Below are 15,753 nucleotides of genomic sequence, written 5' to 3'. Positions count from 1 at the left end.
GAGCACAGCTCGTCGGCCGGCCCTCGTGCCATGTCCGGCCGTCCTCGCTCTCCGCGGACCGGAGACCCTGTGACGTCCTCGAGTGGCTCCCCGTGGGCGATCGACGCCGGATCGGGGTCGGGGCGGCTCATCGGATAGGTTTCTGCCTGGCGACGACGACCAGGGACGATCAGGGAGGTCCAGCGTGACCGGGTACAAGCGAGTCCTGCTCAAGCTCTCCGGCGAGGTGTTCGGGGGCGGGAAGGTCGGCGTCGACCCCGACGTGGTCCAGAAGATCGCTCGGGAGATCGCCTCGGTGGCCCAGCACGGCGTCCAGATCGCCGTGGTCACCGGGGGCGGCAACTTCTTCCGTGGCGCCGAGCTCCAGCAGCGCGGCATGGACCGGGTGCGCGCCGACTACATGGGCATGCTGGGCATCGTGATGAACTGCCTGGCCCTCCAGGACTTCCTGGAGAAGATGGGCGTGGAGACCCGCGTCCAGACCGCCATCACCATGGGGCAGGTCGCGGAGCCGTACGTCCCCCGGCGGGCGATCCGGCACATGGAGAAGGGCCGCGTCGTGATCTTCGGTGCCGGCATGGGCATGCCGTTCTTCTCCACCGACACCGTCGCGGTCCAGCGGGCGCTCGAGAGCAAGTGCGACGTGGTCCTGGTGGCCAAGAGCGGGGTGGACGGCGTCTACACCGCAGACCCCAAGATCGACCCGACCGCGACGAAGTTCGACGAGCTGACCTACGACGAGGCCATCAGCCGGGGACTGCGGATCATGGACCAGACCGCCTTCGCGCTGTGCGGGGAGAACAAGCTGCCGATGGTGGTCTTCGGCATGGAGCCCGAGGGCAACATCCTGCGTGTCGTGCAGGGTGAGAAGATCGGAACACTGGTCAGCGCAGGCTGATCCCCCGGGCTCCACCGCCGGCCGAACGGGCGGCAGCCCGACCCGAACAACCACGCACGTGACGAAACCAGGAGCAGCCGTGATCAACGACATCCTCAACGAGGCCGACAGCAAGATGGACAAGTCGGTCGACGCGACGCGCGAGGAGTTCGCGGCGATCCGCGCCGGCCGGGCCCACCCCAGCATGTTCAGCAAGATCGTCGTCGACTACTACGGCTCGCCGACGCCGCTCCAGCAGCTGGCGTCCTTCACGGCGCCCGAGGCGCGGGTCATCCTCATCGCGCCGTACGACCAGGGCGCGATGAAGAACATCGAGAAGGCGATCCGCGACTCCGACCTCGGCGTGAACCCGGCCGACGACGGCAAGGTGATCCGCTGCGTGTTCCCCGAGCTCACCGAGGAGCGCCGCAAGGAGTACATCAAGGTCGCCCGCGCCAAGGCCGAGGACGGCCGCGTCGCCGTGCGCAACCTGCGTCGTACCGCCAAGCAGAACCTCGAGAAGCTCGAGAAGGACGGCGAGGTCGGCAAGGACGACGTCACGGGGGCCGAGAAGCGGCTGGACTCGATCACCAAGAAGCACACCGACGTGATCGACGAGATGCTCAAGGGCAAGGAGGCCGAGCTGCTCGAGGTCTGACGGCCTCGACGCTCCCGCCCATGACCGAGACCTCACCCGGCCCGGCTCCCGTGCCGGCGCCCGGCTACGGCCGCGCCGGCCGCGACCTCCGCAAGGCCGTCGCCTCGGCGATCGTGCTGCTGGCCGCCATCGCCGCGTCGCTCCTCGTCTGGAAGACGGCGTTCATGTTCATCGTCGCGGCGGCGGTGGTCGTGGCGGTGTGGGAGCTGCACCGGGGCCTGCTGGCCAAGGACGTCGACATCCCCGAGCAGCCGCTGATGCTCGGCGGGGTCGTGATGGTCGTGGTCGCCTACGTCTGGGGTGCCGACGCCCTGGTCACCGCGACCGCGGTCAGCGCGCTGGTGATCATGCTCTGGCTGCTCCGCCGGGGCATCGACGGCTACGTCAAGAACTCCACCGCCTCGGTCTTCACGCTGGTCTACGTGCCGTTCCTCGGCTCGTTCGTCGCGCTGATGCTCGCCGAGGGCGGCACCGGCGGCGGCGGTCTCGACGACGACGGAGTGAAGGGGATCATCGCGTTCGTCCTGGTCACCATCGCCTCGGACATCGGCGGGTACGTCGCCGGCGTGCTGTTCGGCAAGCACCCCATGGCGCCGGTCATCTCGCCGAAGAAGTCCTGGGAGGGCTTCGCCGGGTCGGTGCTCTTCTGCGTCGTCGTGGGGTGGGCGCTGGTCGTCCACCTCCTCGACGGCGACTGGTGGGTCGGCGTCCTGCTCGGCCTGATCGCGGTCGTCATGGCGACGCTCGGCGACCTGTGCGAGTCCGTCATGAAGCGCGACCTCGGCATCAAGGACATGAGCCAGGTGATCCCGGGCCACGGCGGCCTGATGGACCGGCTCGACTCGCTGCTGGCCACGATCGCCCCGATCTGGCTGCTGCTGCACTACCTCGTGTTCTGAGGTGACCCTCTTCCTCGTCCGTCACGGACGCTCCGCCCCCCGTCCGGGCGTGCCCCCGCACGAGTGGGAGCTCGACCCGGCCGGCTTCGACGACGTCTGGGCGCTGCGGGAGTCCGGCCGGCTGCCGGCCGGCGCGGTCTGGTTCTCCTCGCCGGAGCCGAAGGCGACCGCCACCGCCCAGCTGCTCACCGAGGGCGAGGTGGGGGTGGTCGACGCGCTGCGCGAGCACGTCCGCGACTCGCCCGACTGGATCGACGACTTCACCGGCACTGTGGTCCGCGCCTTCGCCGCGCCGGACGTCCCGGCGTACGACGGCTGGGAGCCGCTCGCCGCCTGCCGCGACCGCGTCCTCCGGGCGGTCCGGGGGATCCTGTCGGCCCACGCGGGCGAGGACGTGGTCCTGGTCGGCCACGGCACCGCCTGGACCGCCCTCGTGGCCGAGCTGACCGGCAGCGAGCCCGACCTGGCGCGTTGGCGCGCGCTGGGAATGCCGGACGTCATCGTCGTCGAGGCCTGACCGGGCCCGTCCGCATCAGAGCGGCGAGGGCACGAACGGCAGGAACGTGCGCACCCAGTCGAGCCGGTCGTCGAGCCAGCCGAGCAGGCTCAGCGTGCTGCCGACGGAGGCCGGCGGCCGGCTCAGCAGGGTGTCGGCACGCAGCAGCCGCTCGAAGTCCACGGTGACCGGGCCGGCACGAGGGCTGCCGTCGCGACGGGAGAACTCGACGCCGGCCAGCTCCATCACCCTGATGACCTCCTGCGCGAGGATCCCGTAGCCGACCGTGGTCGGGTGGACCCCGTCGAGGGAGAACAACCCGCCTTCGGTGCGACCCTCGGGTCCGGAGCGGAAGAACCGGGTCGACGGGACCGGGTCCAGCGCCTGCAGCGCCGGAGGCAGGGGGTACGCCGTCCACCAGGCCGGGCGCGCCCACGGGCTCTCGATGTAGCGCCGGGTGGCGAGCCGGTCGAGGAGGGAGCCCATGTCGAACAGGTACCAGTCGAGGCCGTCGGCGCGGGCCGCAGCGACCGACGCGATGATCGACTCGTTGTAGGCGTCGATCGCGGAGTCGATGCCCTGCGCCTCGGCGGCCGTCAGGTGCGGGTCGTGCCGGGGGTCGAAGTCGTCGTCGCTGATCCAGGGTCGGGTGTAGAACGGGAAGTAGCGGGAGTCGGGACTGACCTTGCGGTAGACGCCTCGGGTGATCGGCGCGATGGTGACCGAGGGCACGGTCGCCAGCACGACGTGCTGGGCCGCGACGCCGCGCAGCCGCTGCACGAGCAGCTCCCAGTCGGCGGCGAAGGCGCTCGGCCGCCAGACGTTGCAGCCGATGCGCGCCTCCAGCCGCTCCTCCGGGGACAGGCGCGGGTAGTCGGCAGGCGTCCACGCCGGGCTGAGGCTGAGCACCGAGCCCAGGGCGTTGTTGGAGCCGAGGACGACGACGAGGGTCTCCACGCCACCGCCGCTCCGGCTCAGGTCCGTCACGGCGTCGAGGACGGATCGTGGCCGGTTGCCCTTGCGCGCCCGCTGCAGGACCGGCCAGGCGGCGCGGTCCTGGTGGTGCTCCACGAGCTGGGCGAGGAAGTCGTCGCCGGTGGGCCGCCGGATCCGCGCCGCGACCGTGGTCGCCGTCTGCAGCTGGGGGTCGAGCAGGTCCCAGCCGTAGACGGCCATGTTGTGGAACGGCGCCCCCGTGGCAGGAGGCCCGGATCCCTCGCCCCGCTCCCAGTAGTCCTCGACCTGGTCCATGTAGGACCGCAGCCAGGCGGCGGCCCCGACGAGCTCCCAGAAGTCCAGGCGGTCGCCGTACCGCTTCTCGAACGCGCGCGCGAGCCGTTCGAGGTCGAGCGGGAGGCCGCCGGGACCGGTCGGCCACTCGTAGGTCGGGTAGGTGAACTGCTCGGCGGTCAGGCCGAGCTCGTAGGCCACGATCGCGGGCCAGGACAGGTCGGTGCGGTGGATCGCGGCGCTCATGAAGCCGTGGGTGAGTGAGTCGCCCACCGTCACGAGGCGGTGGCTGGCCGCCCTGCCGTCCGGGCGGGGTACGTCGATCCCGAGCGTCGGGTCGCTCACCGGCTCCCGTGGGGCGTCGTTGATGCGCACCTCGTCGGGCGCCGCGCGTGCATCCGCCATCACTCACCGCCGGGACCGGCCCGCGTCGCGCCGGGTCGACGGCGGTCCACGGACCTCACAGAGCTTGGTCGTCCCCTCGAACGCTACGCCGTCCCGGGGTCCCTCACCACCAGCCCTGCCGCCGGGCCCAGCGCAGCAGGGCGAGGCTGACGGCGAGCATGACGACGAGGACGACCGCCAGCTCGGTGTAGTGGGTCTGCTCGGAGACGATGACGTTCATGCCGTACACCGAGGCGATGGCGGTGACGGGCAGGGTGACCGCGGCGATGACGGCGAGACGCTCCATGGCCACCGTCATCTTGGTGTGGACCTTGGTCTGGTAGAGCTCGATCACGCCGAAGAGGAAGTGGGACTCGCCGTCGGCGAGAGAGCGCACCCGGTCGAACTGGTCGGCCAGGTCGAGGATCCGGACGGCCTCGGGGTCGTCGGCCATCCGGTGGATGCCGGCCAGCCGCACCCAGATGTCGTGGCACTGGGCGGCCATGGTCCGGGTGGTGATCAGCTCGTGGCGGATCAGGAACATCGTCTCCAGCAGGGCCTCGGGGTCGCGCAGCTGTGAGGCAATCACCTGCTGCTCGAGCCCGGGCAGCTTGGCGGCCACCTCACGGACCAGCCCGCTCTGGCGCCGCGCGACCGCGGAGGTGACGGCGTACGACAGCTCGACGGGGGTGCGGGGGTGGAAGCGGCCGCCCCGGACCCGCTCCAGCACGCCTGCGGTCTCGACCAGTGCGACGGCCGGGTCCACCTCGGGGTTGATCGGGCCGTGGACGGTGACCAGGTAGTGGTGGGCGATGATCTGGTCGAGCTCGAGCAGGTGGACGTGGCCGGCCGCCCCGAGGGACGGTGACTGCGTGGTGACGAACACGTGGTCGTCGTACCCGTGCACCGTGGGGACGTAGTTCCGCTGGCGGCACCCCTCGAGGACCATCGGGTGACAACCCAGGCCGCGCAACAGGGCCTCGGCATCGTCGTCCCACCGCGGCACGTCGATCCAGAAGAACCCGTCCTCGTGGGCGAAGAGCTCCACGACGTCGTCCGCGTCGCGAGGATGGGCGCCGCTGGCGTCGAGGAACCACACCTCCATGAGGACAGCGTGACCGTGTGGACGGGGTGCCACAAGACACAACCGCCGTCGGACGCCGCACGGCGAGGCGGCTGACTCCGGACGCCGGTTCTGCAAGGATCGTTCCGATGATGAGCGAGCAGACCGAGCAGGACGCCGGTCCGGTGCGACAGCCGGACTGGTGGCACCGCGACCACCCGACGTTCACGGCGATCAGCGGGTTCTTCACCGGGCTCGCCTTCGTGATCGTGGTGCCGGGCCTGTACGCCGCCGTGCTGAGCTGGCTCTTCGACGACCAGACCGCCGAGGACCTGTTCCCGTTCGTGCTGATCTCGCTGGCGGTCCCGCTGGGCCTGGTCGTCGCGCCTCGCACCCGCCGGTTCGGCCTCTACATGCTGATCGGGGTGGTCGCGACCGCCCTGGTCGTCATCGGGGTCGCGTTGCTGGTGCTGTGGGTCATGGTCGGGCGTGAGAACGATCTCGGGGTCGCGCTTTCGCAGCCGTAGCCCCCGGGATGCGATGATCGGGGTCTGATGTCCGACTCCGCCACCACGCCCGAGCCCGCCGACGCCGCCCGCAGCCTGCCGCTGGTGTTCGACGAGCCGCGAGGACGCCGCAAGCCGCCGCGTCACCTCGCGGACCTGAGCGCCGACGAGCGCAAGCAGCTCCTCGAGGAGCAGGGGCTGCCCGGCTTCCGCGCCAGGCAGCTGAGCACGCACTACTTCGCCCGCCTCGTCGACGACCCGGCGCAGATGACCGACCTGCCCGCCGCCCAGCGCGACGACCTGGTCGCGGCCCTGCTGCCCGAGCTGATGACGCCCCTGCGCACCATGGAGGCCGACAAGGGCACCACCCGCAAGACGCTGTGGAAGCTGTTCGACGGCGCCCTCGTCGAGTCGGTGCTGATGCGCTACCCGGACCGCGCCACCATGTGCGTCTCCAGCCAGGCCGGCTGCGGCATGGCCTGCCCGTTCTGCGCGACCGGCCAGGGCGGCCTGCAGCGCAACATGTCGACGGCCGAGATCGTCGAGCAGGTCGTGGCCGGCGCCCGCGCGCTCGCCCGTGGCGAGGTGCCGGGTGGCCCGGGCCGGGTCTCCAACGTGGTCTTCATGGGCATGGGGGAGCCGCTCGCCAACTACAGGGCGGTCATCGGCGCCGTACGCCGCCTCACCGAACCCACCCCGGCCGGGCTCGGCATGTCGGCGCGCGGCGTGACCGTCTCCACGGTCGGGCTGGTGCCCCGGATCAACCAGCTGGCCGAGGAGGGCATCCCCGTCACGCTGGCCCTGAGCCTGCACGCCCCCGACGACGAGCTGCGCAACGAGCTGGTCCCGATCAACACGCGGTTCTCCGTCGCGGAGACCGTCGAGGCCGCGTGGAACTACGCCCGCACGACCAAACGCCGCGTCTCCATCGAGTACGCCATGATGCGCGGCATCAACGACCAGGCCTGGCGCGCGGACCTGCTCGCCGACGTCCTGAACTCCTACGGCGACTGGGGCTGGGTGCACGTCAACCTGATCCCGCTGAACCCCACCCCTGGCTCCAAGTGGACGGCGAGCGACCCGGCCGACGAGCGCGAGTTCGTGCGCCGGCTCGCGGCCAAGGGCATCCCGACCACGGTCCGCGACACCCGCGGCCGGGAGATCGACGGGGCCTGCGGGCAGCTGGCGGCCACGGAGGCCTGACCGGGAGCGGTCTCGCGACCGCCCCCGGGCGCCCTCAGCGCAGGAACTTCGGCGCGCGCACCAGCAGCTCGACGTTGCGGTCCTTGCGACGGCCACGCCGGGCCGCCGACCGCTCCTGCGGGTCGTTGGCCGCGAGCAGGCGTCCGAGCGAGGCCAGCTTCACGGGTCCGTCGAGGTCCGGGCCGGGCTCGAGCCGGGCCCCGTGGTCGAGCATCGTGGTGAAGATCGACAGCGTCTTGTCGTGGTTGTCGACGACCTCGATGATGCGCGACTGCTGCGGCCAGTCGATGTGGGAGGCAGTGTTGATCTCCCAGAAACCCCCACCGGTCTCCCGGACGTGCGCTCGTACGGCGTTGCTGTGGGTGTGGCCGTTGATCCACGCGATGACGTTCTCGTGGGCCAGCAGCTCGCTCACCACCGCGTCACCGAGCACGCGGGCGCCGCTCGCACCGGCGGTCGGGTTGTTCATCGACCACGAGGGGTGGTGGCAGGCCACGACCACGAGCCGGTCGGTCGCCGTCGCCAGCTGCTCCTGCAGCCACGCGAACTGCGCCTGGTCCAGCGACCCGTTCTGGCCGCCGTTCTCGTTGACGGAGTCCAGGACGAGGAAGCGCACGAGGTCGTTCACGCCGCGGTCGACGGCGTAGTAGGCCGTGCCGGCCTGTCGATTGCTCTCCGTGAACCCGTGTCCGAGCGGCTGCCCGGTGGTGACGAAGTGCTCCTCGACCATCTCGGCGCGGCTGAGCAGGCGGCGGTCGGGATCGGGCGTGACGGTGCGAACGCCCTTCGAGGTGTTCTTCCGGTCGCCGACCGCGATGTCGTTGTCCGGCCCGGTGTGCACGAAGTTGCCCTGCCACAGGCCGTCGTGGTTGCCGAAGGCGGTGAACCACTCCATGGTGAGGCCGTGGGCCCGGAAGGGGCGCCGGCAGTCGTCGAGGAGGCCGCGGACCCGCGGAAATCCGCTCTTCGCGCGGTAGTCGTCGATCGGCAACCCGGCGGGTGCGCCATGGGGGTGCCAGTACCGCGGGTCGTAGAACGTCGGGTCGCTGTCCATGACGCCCTCGTAGCGGGTCAGGTCACCGGAGTCCTGCCGGACCTCGCCGCCGTCGAGCAGGTCGATGTTCCAGCGGGTCTCGTTGTACTGCCCGTTGTCGGAGTTGTCGCCGGTCTGGATCGCGAAGGCCAGGGGCCTGCCCGTCACCGGGCCGCGGCCCACGCGGTTGATCTCGCGGACCATGGCCTCGGCGATGTGGGCAGTGAGGATCTCCTGGGGTCGGTAGGCCGAGCTCGACAGCACCTCCGCCATCTCCTTGCGCAGCGGCGACTGGGCGTCGACGACGTGCACGTCGGACAGCTGCACGAAGGCGAGCAGGGGAGTGCGGCGCGACTTCCGCCCGGCCTTGGCGCGAGGGCCCAGGTCGGTGCGCACCGCGTGCTGCTCGCCGGCCCCTGCGACGACCGGGCGCCAGCCGTCCCGGCCCGCGCTGCCCTTGACCAGGACGCGGTCGAGGGTGGTCCGGCCAGGTCGTGTGGTGGTGCCTGCCACGGCCGCCTCGGCGAGACCGCCGAGGCCGAGCCCGGTGAGGGCGGTGGCGCCACCGACGGCAGCGGCGGAGCGGAAGAGGTCGCGGCGAGTGAGGTTCACGAGCCGAAACCCTAGGCTCCGGCGCGGTCCCGCGTGGTCGATTCGATCAGGTTGGCGGCCTCCTCGACCGTGTCGACGAGGTGCACGTGCGACTCCATGACCCGGCCCCGGGCGAGTGACGACAGCAGCGGCCAGGCGGGGACGGTCTCGGTCCAGTAGCGCCGGCCCACCAGCACCATCGGCGCGATCGAGGACTCGTCGGCGTAGAAGTTCTCGCAGCCGTCCTGGAAGACCTCCTGCACGGTGCCGCCGACGCCGGGCAGGAACACGATCCCGGCGTCGCAGACCTCCACGAGGATCGCCTCGCGGGTGGCGTTGCGGAAGTACTTGGCGATCGCGGTGGCGAAGACGTTGGGCGGCTCGTGGCCGTAGTGCCAGGTCGGGATGCCCAGCGACTCGGTGCTGCCGGGCCAGCGGTCGAGGACCTCGAACGCGGCCGCCGCCCACGCACCCACCGACGGCCGGAACCCCGGCACCGCGGAGAGCAGCGCGAGCGCCTGGTCGTGCTCGTCCGTGGACCGGTCCGCGAGCCGGGCGCCGAGGTTGGCGGCCTCCATCGCCCCGGGCCCGCCGCCGGTGGTGACGGTGTGGGACCCGGACAGCAGCCGGCCGAGGCGGGCCGCGTCGGCGTACCCCGGCTCGCCGCGCTGGAGGGCGTGGCCGCCCATGACCCCCACCAGCGTGCGCTTCCGGACCCAGTCGACGAGCGCCTGGTCGATCGCGTGGTCGTGCAGGGCCCGGGCCAGCATCGCCTCCTGGTCCTGCGGGTCGCGCGACCAGGCGAAGGCGCGCGCGTCCAGTGTCGCGGGGTACGACGGCGCGTCGAACAGCTCGGGGGCGGTGTAGAGCGCCGAGCGGTAGGGGTCGACGGGGACGCCCGGGATGGGCGGGAAGACCGTCCCACCCCGGGCGTCGATCCGCTCGGCGTCGCCCTCGGCGAAGGTGCAGCCCAGGAACGACGCGCCGGCGACGTCGCAGCGGCCGAGCTCCGCGCTGCGCCCGGACAGGTCGACCCCCTGCACCCACCAGCCGGACATGCTGCTCGCCCCACACGCGATGCGGCGGTCGAGCTCCGCCAGCGACTCGACCTCGACGACGCGGCCCCGGGTGCGCTTCACAGCCGAAACCTAGCGCCCCGTCCGGTCAGAACGCGTGCGCCACCAGCTCCCCGAACAGCGCGTGCTCGTCGACCTCGAGCCCCTTCGAGCGGAACCACGTGCAGACGTTGGTGCAGTCGCGCAGCAGGAAGTCCATCCCCGCCGCGTTGCCGGCCAGGTCGACGATCTGGGGCAGGTCGATGATGACCAGGCGCTCGCCGGCGGCGAGCATGTTGTACGCCGACAGGTCACCGTGGACGACGCCGTGCTGCACCATGGTGGCCATCGCGTCCCGCAGCTGCTCGAAGTACGACGCGAGCAGCGCGGGCTCCGGGCGGGTCTGCGCCAACCGGGGAGCGCTGTCCCCGTCGACGGTGATCCACTCCATCAGGATCTCGGTGCCGTCGATCTGCACTGGGTAGGGGACCGGGAGCCCGATCTCCCAGAACCGCTTGAGCGCGTCCCACTCCGAGACCGCCCACTCGCCGGCCGCGACGACCTTGCCCCAGGTGCTCTTGCGCTTGAGGGCGCGCTCGTCGCGGGAGCGCTTGGTGCTGCGACCCTCGGTGTAGGACGCGGCGCGGTGGAAGTTGCGGTGCTCGGTGCTGCGGTAGCGCTTGGCGGCCATCACCACGCCGCCCTCCGGGTCGGCTGGGTCGGCCCGCTCGAGCAGGAAGACGTCGGCCTCCTTGCCGGTCTTGAGGATGCCGAGCTCGGTGTCGATCGCGCCCTGCGAGGTCACGACCCAGTCCGGACGCGGCTCCGGGCCACGGCACAGCGGCTCGACGCTGAGCCAGGTGGACCAGCGCTGGGAGGCGTCGTCGATCTCGTCGTACGCCGTGAAGTCGAAGACGAAGGACGGGTCGATGCCGCCGAGATCGGGTTCGTCGAGCTCCTGCTGCGGGAGCCGGACGAGGTTGTCAGAGAAGTACTGCTGGTGCTGCGTGAAGTCCTGGGACATCGCTGATGGTGCTCCATGAGGTGAGGGAAGAACGGTCTGCGGACAGGCCGGTGACAGTCGTGGTCATGTCACTGCTCCTCTCGGTCATGGGCACGGCTGCGGATGGTGCAGCGCCCGGGTCCGACCATGGTGCTGGCGAGTGCCCGGGCGCTGCAACCGAATTAACGCGAGCCGGTCAGCAGACGGAGTCCGTCGGCCTGGGGTTCGTGAGCCCGAACAGCGGACGCAGGGCCAGGCCGGCGACGGTGCCGACGATCGCCATCACGCCCCACAGCCAGCCGTGCAGGCTGAACGACGCGATGCCGCCGAAGTAGGCGCCGATGTTGCAGCCGAAGGCGATCCGGGCGCCGTACCCCATCAGGATCCCGCCGACCACCGCGCCCAGGGCGAGCCGGCCGGGGACCCGGCGGTGCACGACGAACGCGCCGGCGGCGGCGGAGGCCACGAGCGCCCCCACGATGATGCCGAGGTCCATCACCGAGGTCTTCTCGGCCAGGAAGCCTGCCTGGTACTTCGCCAGGTTGGCGGGGTCCTGCCAGAACTGCCAGGACAGGACGTCGACGCCGATGGCGTCGAGGATCTTCGAGCCCCACAGGGAGAACGCGAAGGTGACGCCCCAGGCGCCGCCGGACACCAGCAGGGTCAGCACGTTGAGCCCGGCCAGCAGCAGCGCCCCGACCCACAGCGGCCACGAGCCGCGCACGACCCGGGCCGCCCCCTGCGCGACCGGGGCCTGCTCGACCGGCGGTACGTCGCGGCGCCGGCCGACCGCGTAGGTGAGCGCGACGACCACGCCCATGACGGCGAGCGAGATGAGCCAGGCGCCCAGGTAGCCGGCCCCGGTGTCCGCGAGCGACACCGGCGCGTGGCTGGGCAGGTCGTTGGTCCACCACGGGAAGTGCAGCGCCCCGACGACCGAGCCCACGACGAAGCCGGACAGGGTGAGCAGGATCGCGGTCTGACCGCTGCCGATCGCGAAGAGCGTGCCGGACGCGCAGGAGCCGCCGAGCTGCATGCCGACGCCGAACAGGAACGACCCCACGAAGAGGCCGAACCCGATCGGCGCCAGGCTCGGGGCCGCCGGCACGTCGCCCCACGACGCCTGCGTGGCCAGGATCGGCGCGAACAGCGTGCACGCCACGGCCAGCATGAGCATGTGTGCGCGCAGCGCCTTTCCCTGGCGGACCGCGACCAGCTGCCGCCAGGCGGAGGTGAAGCCGAAGCGGCTGTGGAAGAGCACGAAGCCCAGCGCCAGGCCGATGGCGAACAGCACGGCCGGGACGTGTCCGGAGCGGCTGAGGATGATGCCGCCGAGCACGAGCGCCGCGCCCAGGCCTGTGACGACGACGCCGGCCTGTGCGGGAGGCGCCTCCGTCGGTGTGTGGACCCGCGTGGGGCTGTCGGCGGCGGTGCCGTCGCGGCGTCGCCTCGCGCCGGTTCTCTCGGTGATGGACATGGTGGTTCCTTTCTGAGGGCGTCAGCTCGACGGGGCGAGCGGGCCGACGGGAGTGACGGTGCCGCCCGGGAACCACGCCACGACCGTCTCGTGGTGGTCGTGGTTCCCGGAGGCGGGCATGTACGCCGCTCGCGAGGCCGCGAACAGCTGCGGGTCGTCGGGGTGGGTGCCCCGTTCGGCACGCCAGGCCAGGTAGCCCGACGCGGTGGGGGACTGGCCGGGGAGGTACCTCGCCAGGGTCTGGCTGTACTCCTGCGCCGCGTCGTCGCGGATGTCGAAGTCGAGCGGGAGGATCGCCCCCGGCGTCGAGTCGACCACAGCGGGTGTCAGCAGCCAGGGTGCCAACCAGGTGCCGTCGGACCGCACCGGTTGCTCGCGCAACGGCAGCGCGGTGACCCGGCGCAGGCCGCGCGCGGCCTCCGACCAGCCGCTCACGACGAGCAGCGCGCTGCGCGGCGCCGGGGTCCGGTCCGGGTCGACGACCCGCATCCCGGCTCCGGTCGCCACGCGCCGCACGACGTCGTACGCCGCCCGGCTGCGGGCCGACCCGTCGCGCTGCACGGCCAGCTGCTCCACCCCGCGCGTGGCGAGCGTGTCGACGACGGACCGCAGCGCGGTCCCGTCCGCGGGGGAGAGCGAGCCGGCCGGGCAGCCGACGGGTGCGGCGCCACCGGCGAGGATCGCGCCGGTGGCCGACGCGAGGCACTCGGGTCCGTCGGGGCCGGTCCACGCGCCCGTGTCCGGGGTGTCGGACCCGGTGTCCACCGCGAACGGCACCCGGTGCTCGCGGCCGTGCGTGACGAGCACCGTGCCGCTGCCCGCCGGCAGGTCGACGACCGCCCAGAGCCCGTCGGTGCCGGGCCGTGGCCGGGCCCGGACGAGGTCCTCCTCGGAGGTCCCGACCAGGACCGGCAGGGTCCGGTGTGCGTGGCCCTCGCCGACGTGGGTGCTGTCGATGCGCACCAGGTTGCGCCCGGGCCGTGCCGGGGCGACGGTCACGGTGAACTCGACGTCGTCGTGGCGCAGCCGCTGGACGCTGGGGACCCCCGGCGTACGGGACCCGCCCAGCACCTGCTGGCCGCCGCTGCGCGCCGACCAGTCCTGCACCAGCGCGTTGCCCTCCCGGGCGTCGCCCGAGGAGCCGAGGCCGGCGTGCACCGAGCCCCCCACGACCAGCGCCGCGGTGAGCGCCGCCGGCAGCAGGACGGCCGCCCTGGCGGGGCGGCGGGCACCCCGCGGGCGGGACCAGAGGCCCCGCCCGCGGTTGCCACTACTCGATGTCGTCATCGGCGGTGACGAAGAGCATCGAGTGCGGCTTCGCCGGACCCCAGTCGCCGTGCGGCCACGAGTCGCGGTCGAAGTCGATGCACGACTCGCCGGTCCGCTCGTCGCGGAACTTCGGGTCGAGCGCGAGGCTCTCGTCGGGCTGGACGTCGGCCAGGCACACGCGGTGGTCGCCGTTGAGGCCGGTGCGGGCGACGAAGTAGTTGGCGTACGCCAGCCGCTTCACGTCCGTGGTCTCGTGGTACTTCCCGTCCTCGCCGAGCTCGAGGTTGTCGAACGTGCCCCAGTGCGGGCCGCCGGGGGCGGGCAGGGTGTCCACGATCGCCGGGCAGTCGGCCTCGGCGCCACCCGCGGTCACCTCGTCCAGGGTGTCGATGTCGCACTGCGGCGCGGTACCCGAGGCGAGCAGCTGCTGGATGTCCAGCTTGAGGATGTACGGCGGGGAGCCCTTGTCGTCACCGGAGGCCGGCCGGCCCACGATCGCGACGTAGAGGTACTTGTCGTCCAGGCTGGTCTGCGTCCAGCCGGCGTTGCTGCCGCCGCCGTACCAGCTGCTGGCGGGGTCGGTGTACTTGTTCGACGTGGTCAGGTCGAACACCTCGCGCCACTGCGGCTGCTCCGCGGTGATGTCGGGCGTGTAGTAGATCGCGCCGCCCTGCATGGTGCTGGCGAAGGCACCCTTGTGCCCGGGCAGGTTGGTGACGGTGGTCTCCATCGCCGCCCGCGGCTCCTCCTGGTGCGGGACCTTGCCGACGCGCGGACCGTCCGGCAGGAAGGACACCGCCTTCAGCTTCGGGTGGTCGCGGTCGGAGATGTCCCAGGTGCGCACCGTGGGACGACGCAGGTACGACGACGGCGCCTGCACCGGGTTGAGGATGATGTTGCGCGGCTCGTTGTAGTCGCTGGTCACCAGGGTGTCGAGGTCCTCGCGGGCCTGCACGCCGTGCGGGTTGGCGCAGGTCGGCTGGGGCAGCGCCGGGATGTTGTCGCAGCGCTGCTCGGTCTCGGCGGTCTCCGGGGTGGCCGGAGCCTCCGCGACGGTGCGGCCCTCGCTGTCGAGCCGCACCAGCTCGCCCGGCGAGCCGGCGAAGCCGTTGCCGATGCGGACGGAGCCGTCGCTGTAGGTGCAGGGGCCGGGCACGTCCGGACCGCCCATGTAGGTGCCGTAGGCGTTGCCGTCCTTGGTCACCCAGTAGGCGTCCGGCACGGAGCCGCACAGCGTGTCGGTCGGCAGGTTGACCGCCTTGAGCTCCAGCTTCGGCAGCTGCGAGGTGTCCACGACGTAGGTCACGTCGGTGAACAGCCCGCCGGCGAAGATGTTGTTGCCCTTGTGCCAGATGTACTGCATGTGGTGCGGCTCGTTCTCCACGAGCGGGCCGACCGTGGCGGTGTTGACGACCTTGCCGTACGACGGCGAGCCCTTGGTCGCGTCGACGACGGCGAGGAAGTCGGGGCCGACGAGGTCCTTCTGGCCGATCAGGTCCGTCCCGACGGTCTTGGGGAGCGTGGTGAGCTCGGCACCGCTCTTGTCGAGGACGTTGTTGTCGCCGGCCCAGACCACGAGGTACTCGCGGGGGATCCCGTCGTCCTCGACGCTCCCGCCTGCGTCGCTGCCGCCGAGGCCGAGGTCGATGAGCGTGTCGTCGAGGCCGAGGCCCTGGAGGACGTCGGTCGGCAGCAGCGAGGTGTCGACGTGGTTCTCCAGCCAGTAGGCCTTGCCGTCCCGGCCCTGGATGGCGGACTTGTCCTCGACGATGCCGGTCGCTGCGCTGAGCAGCGTCTGGACCAGGGAGCCGGCTCCCGTGTCGGTCGTGACCGGGCCGTCGCTGTCGGCGCCCCCCTCGTGCGCCGCAGCGACGCCCGGCGAGTGGAGCGACGTCGCCAGGCCGAGGACGACGGCGGCGCTGCCGAGGAGACGGCGCCTCCCGCGCGTGGAGCGGGCGCGTGGTGGTGGTGTGTGCACGATGCTTTCCTCCGAGATCGGGGCACCGGGG

The 15,753-nt window shown here is 71.9% G+C and carries 14 protein-coding genes; 6 read left to right on the top strand and 8 right to left on the bottom strand.

Translation table 11 applies throughout. From position 1 onward, the window contains the following. The first annotated feature begins 184 nt into the window (after positions 1 to 184). The 4 genes from pyrH to ACFO9I_RS19730 all read left to right on the top strand — a co-directional run bounded on the left by pyrH (position 185) and on the right by ACFO9I_RS19730 (position 2,951). The gene (gene pyrH, locus ACFO9I_RS19745; RefSeq protein WP_379184018.1) at positions 185 to 898 is read left to right on the top strand and encodes a UMP kinase; all 714 of its coding nucleotides are present in this window, start codon (positions 185 to 187) and stop codon (positions 896 to 898) included. Between the two features lie 82 nt (positions 899 to 980). Next, positions 981 to 1,535 carry a ribosome recycling factor gene (gene frr, locus ACFO9I_RS19740; protein WP_379184423.1) on the top strand — a complete coding sequence of 185 codons (555 nt, stop codon included), beginning with the start codon at positions 981 to 983 and terminating at the stop codon, positions 1,533 to 1,535. A gap of 20 nt (positions 1,536 to 1,555) precedes the next feature. Then, the gene (locus ACFO9I_RS19735; protein ID WP_379184016.1) at positions 1,556 to 2,434 is read left to right on the top strand and encodes a phosphatidate cytidylyltransferase; all 879 of its coding nucleotides are present in this window, start codon (positions 1,556 to 1,558) and stop codon (positions 2,432 to 2,434) included. Between the two features lies 1 nt (position 2,435). After that, positions 2,436 to 2,951, top strand: coding sequence for a histidine phosphatase family protein (locus ACFO9I_RS19730; protein ID WP_379184014.1), 516 nt, complete (start codon positions 2,436 to 2,438; stop codon positions 2,949 to 2,951). Between the two features lie 15 nt (positions 2,952 to 2,966). On the opposite strand, the gene ACFO9I_RS19725 is transcribed toward ACFO9I_RS19730, so the two are convergent. Continuing rightward, positions 2,967 to 4,565, bottom strand: coding sequence for a hypothetical protein (locus tag ACFO9I_RS19725; RefSeq protein WP_379184012.1), 1,599 nt, complete (start codon positions 4,563 to 4,565; stop codon positions 2,967 to 2,969). 103 nt (positions 4,566 to 4,668) lie between these two features. Next, positions 4,669 to 5,649: a CorA family divalent cation transporter gene (locus tag ACFO9I_RS19720; protein ID WP_379184010.1), complete on the bottom strand. Its 981-nt coding sequence runs from the start codon at positions 5,647 to 5,649 to the stop codon at positions 4,669 to 4,671. Between the two features lie 110 nt (positions 5,650 to 5,759). Between ACFO9I_RS19720 and ACFO9I_RS19715 the strand changes: the two genes are divergently transcribed. Both ACFO9I_RS19715 and rlmN read left to right on the top strand, forming a co-directional pair. Beyond that, positions 5,760 to 6,134: a hypothetical protein gene (locus ACFO9I_RS19715; RefSeq protein WP_379184008.1), complete on the top strand. Its 375-nt coding sequence runs from the start codon at positions 5,760 to 5,762 to the stop codon at positions 6,132 to 6,134. Between the two features lie 27 nt (positions 6,135 to 6,161). Further along, positions 6,162 to 7,316, top strand: coding sequence for a 23S rRNA (adenine(2503)-C(2))-methyltransferase RlmN (gene rlmN, locus ACFO9I_RS19710; protein ID WP_379184006.1), 1,155 nt, complete (start codon positions 6,162 to 6,164; stop codon positions 7,314 to 7,316). 34 nt (positions 7,317 to 7,350) lie between these two features. On the opposite strand, the gene ACFO9I_RS19705 is transcribed toward rlmN, so the two are convergent. From ACFO9I_RS19705 to ACFO9I_RS19680, 6 genes are all read right to left on the bottom strand, one after another. Continuing rightward, a complete protein-coding gene (locus ACFO9I_RS19705; protein ID WP_379184004.1) occupies positions 7,351 to 8,961 on the bottom strand; it encodes a TIGR03767 family metallophosphoesterase in 1,611 nt (536 codons plus the stop codon). Between the two features lie 11 nt (positions 8,962 to 8,972). Beyond that, positions 8,973 to 10,079 (bottom strand): LOG family protein, encoded by a 1,107-nt coding sequence (locus ACFO9I_RS19700; protein ID WP_379184002.1) that lies wholly within the window; start codon positions 10,077 to 10,079, stop codon positions 8,973 to 8,975. Positions 10,080 to 10,104: 25 nt separating this feature from the next. Next, entirely contained in the window at positions 10,105 to 11,019 is a 915-nt protein-coding gene (locus ACFO9I_RS19695) for a serine protein kinase RIO (RefSeq protein ID WP_379184001.1), read from the bottom strand. A 175-nt stretch (positions 11,020 to 11,194) separates the two neighbouring features. Continuing rightward, on the bottom strand, positions 11,195 to 12,475 hold the full coding sequence (locus tag ACFO9I_RS19690) for a YeeE/YedE family protein (RefSeq protein WP_379183999.1): 1,281 nt from the start codon (positions 12,473 to 12,475) through the stop codon (positions 11,195 to 11,197). A gap of 21 nt (positions 12,476 to 12,496) precedes the next feature. Further along, positions 12,497 to 13,762 carry a hypothetical protein gene (locus ACFO9I_RS19685; RefSeq protein WP_379183997.1) on the bottom strand — a complete coding sequence of 422 codons (1,266 nt, stop codon included), beginning with the start codon at positions 13,760 to 13,762 and terminating at the stop codon, positions 12,497 to 12,499. Next, positions 13,746 to 15,722, bottom strand: coding sequence for a hypothetical protein (locus tag ACFO9I_RS19680; RefSeq protein WP_379183995.1), 1,977 nt, complete (start codon positions 15,720 to 15,722; stop codon positions 13,746 to 13,748). Before ACFO9I_RS19680 ends, ACFO9I_RS19685 begins: the two co-directional genes overlap by 17 nt. Positions 15,723 to 15,753 lie beyond the last annotated feature (31 nt).

It is taken from the genome of Nocardioides sp. GCM10023255, from assembly GCF_042653125.1.
Lineage (GTDB): Bacteria > Actinomycetota > Actinomycetes > Propionibacteriales > Nocardioidaceae > Nocardioides.
Note: the sequence above shows the minus strand (reverse complement) of the source record. Positions and strands in the feature narration are given on the sequence as shown.

Coding starts and splice junctions, on each gene's coding strand:
- ACFO9I_RS19735 (WP_379184016.1), top strand. CDS start 1,556: ATGACCGAGACCTCACCCGGCCCGGCTCCCGTGCCGGCGCCCGGCTAC.
- ACFO9I_RS19725 (WP_379184012.1), bottom strand. CDS start 4,565: ATGGCGGATGCACGCGCGGCGCCCGACGAGGTGCGCATCAACGACGCC.
- ACFO9I_RS19720 (WP_379184010.1), bottom strand. CDS start 5,649: ATGGAGGTGTGGTTCCTCGACGCCAGCGGCGCCCATCCTCGCGACGCG.
- ACFO9I_RS19715 (WP_379184008.1), top strand. CDS start 5,760: ATGAGCGAGCAGACCGAGCAGGACGCCGGTCCGGTGCGACAGCCGGAC.
- rlmN (WP_379184006.1), top strand. CDS start 6,162: ATGTCCGACTCCGCCACCACGCCCGAGCCCGCCGACGCCGCCCGCAGC.
- ACFO9I_RS19695 (WP_379184001.1), bottom strand. CDS start 11,019: ATGTCCCAGGACTTCACGCAGCACCAGCAGTACTTCTCTGACAACCTC.
- ACFO9I_RS19690 (WP_379183999.1), bottom strand. CDS start 12,475: ATGTCCATCACCGAGAGAACCGGCGCGAGGCGACGCCGCGACGGCACC.
- ACFO9I_RS19685 (WP_379183997.1), bottom strand. CDS start 13,762: ATGACGACATCGAGTAGTGGCAACCGCGGGCGGGGCCTCTGGTCCCGC.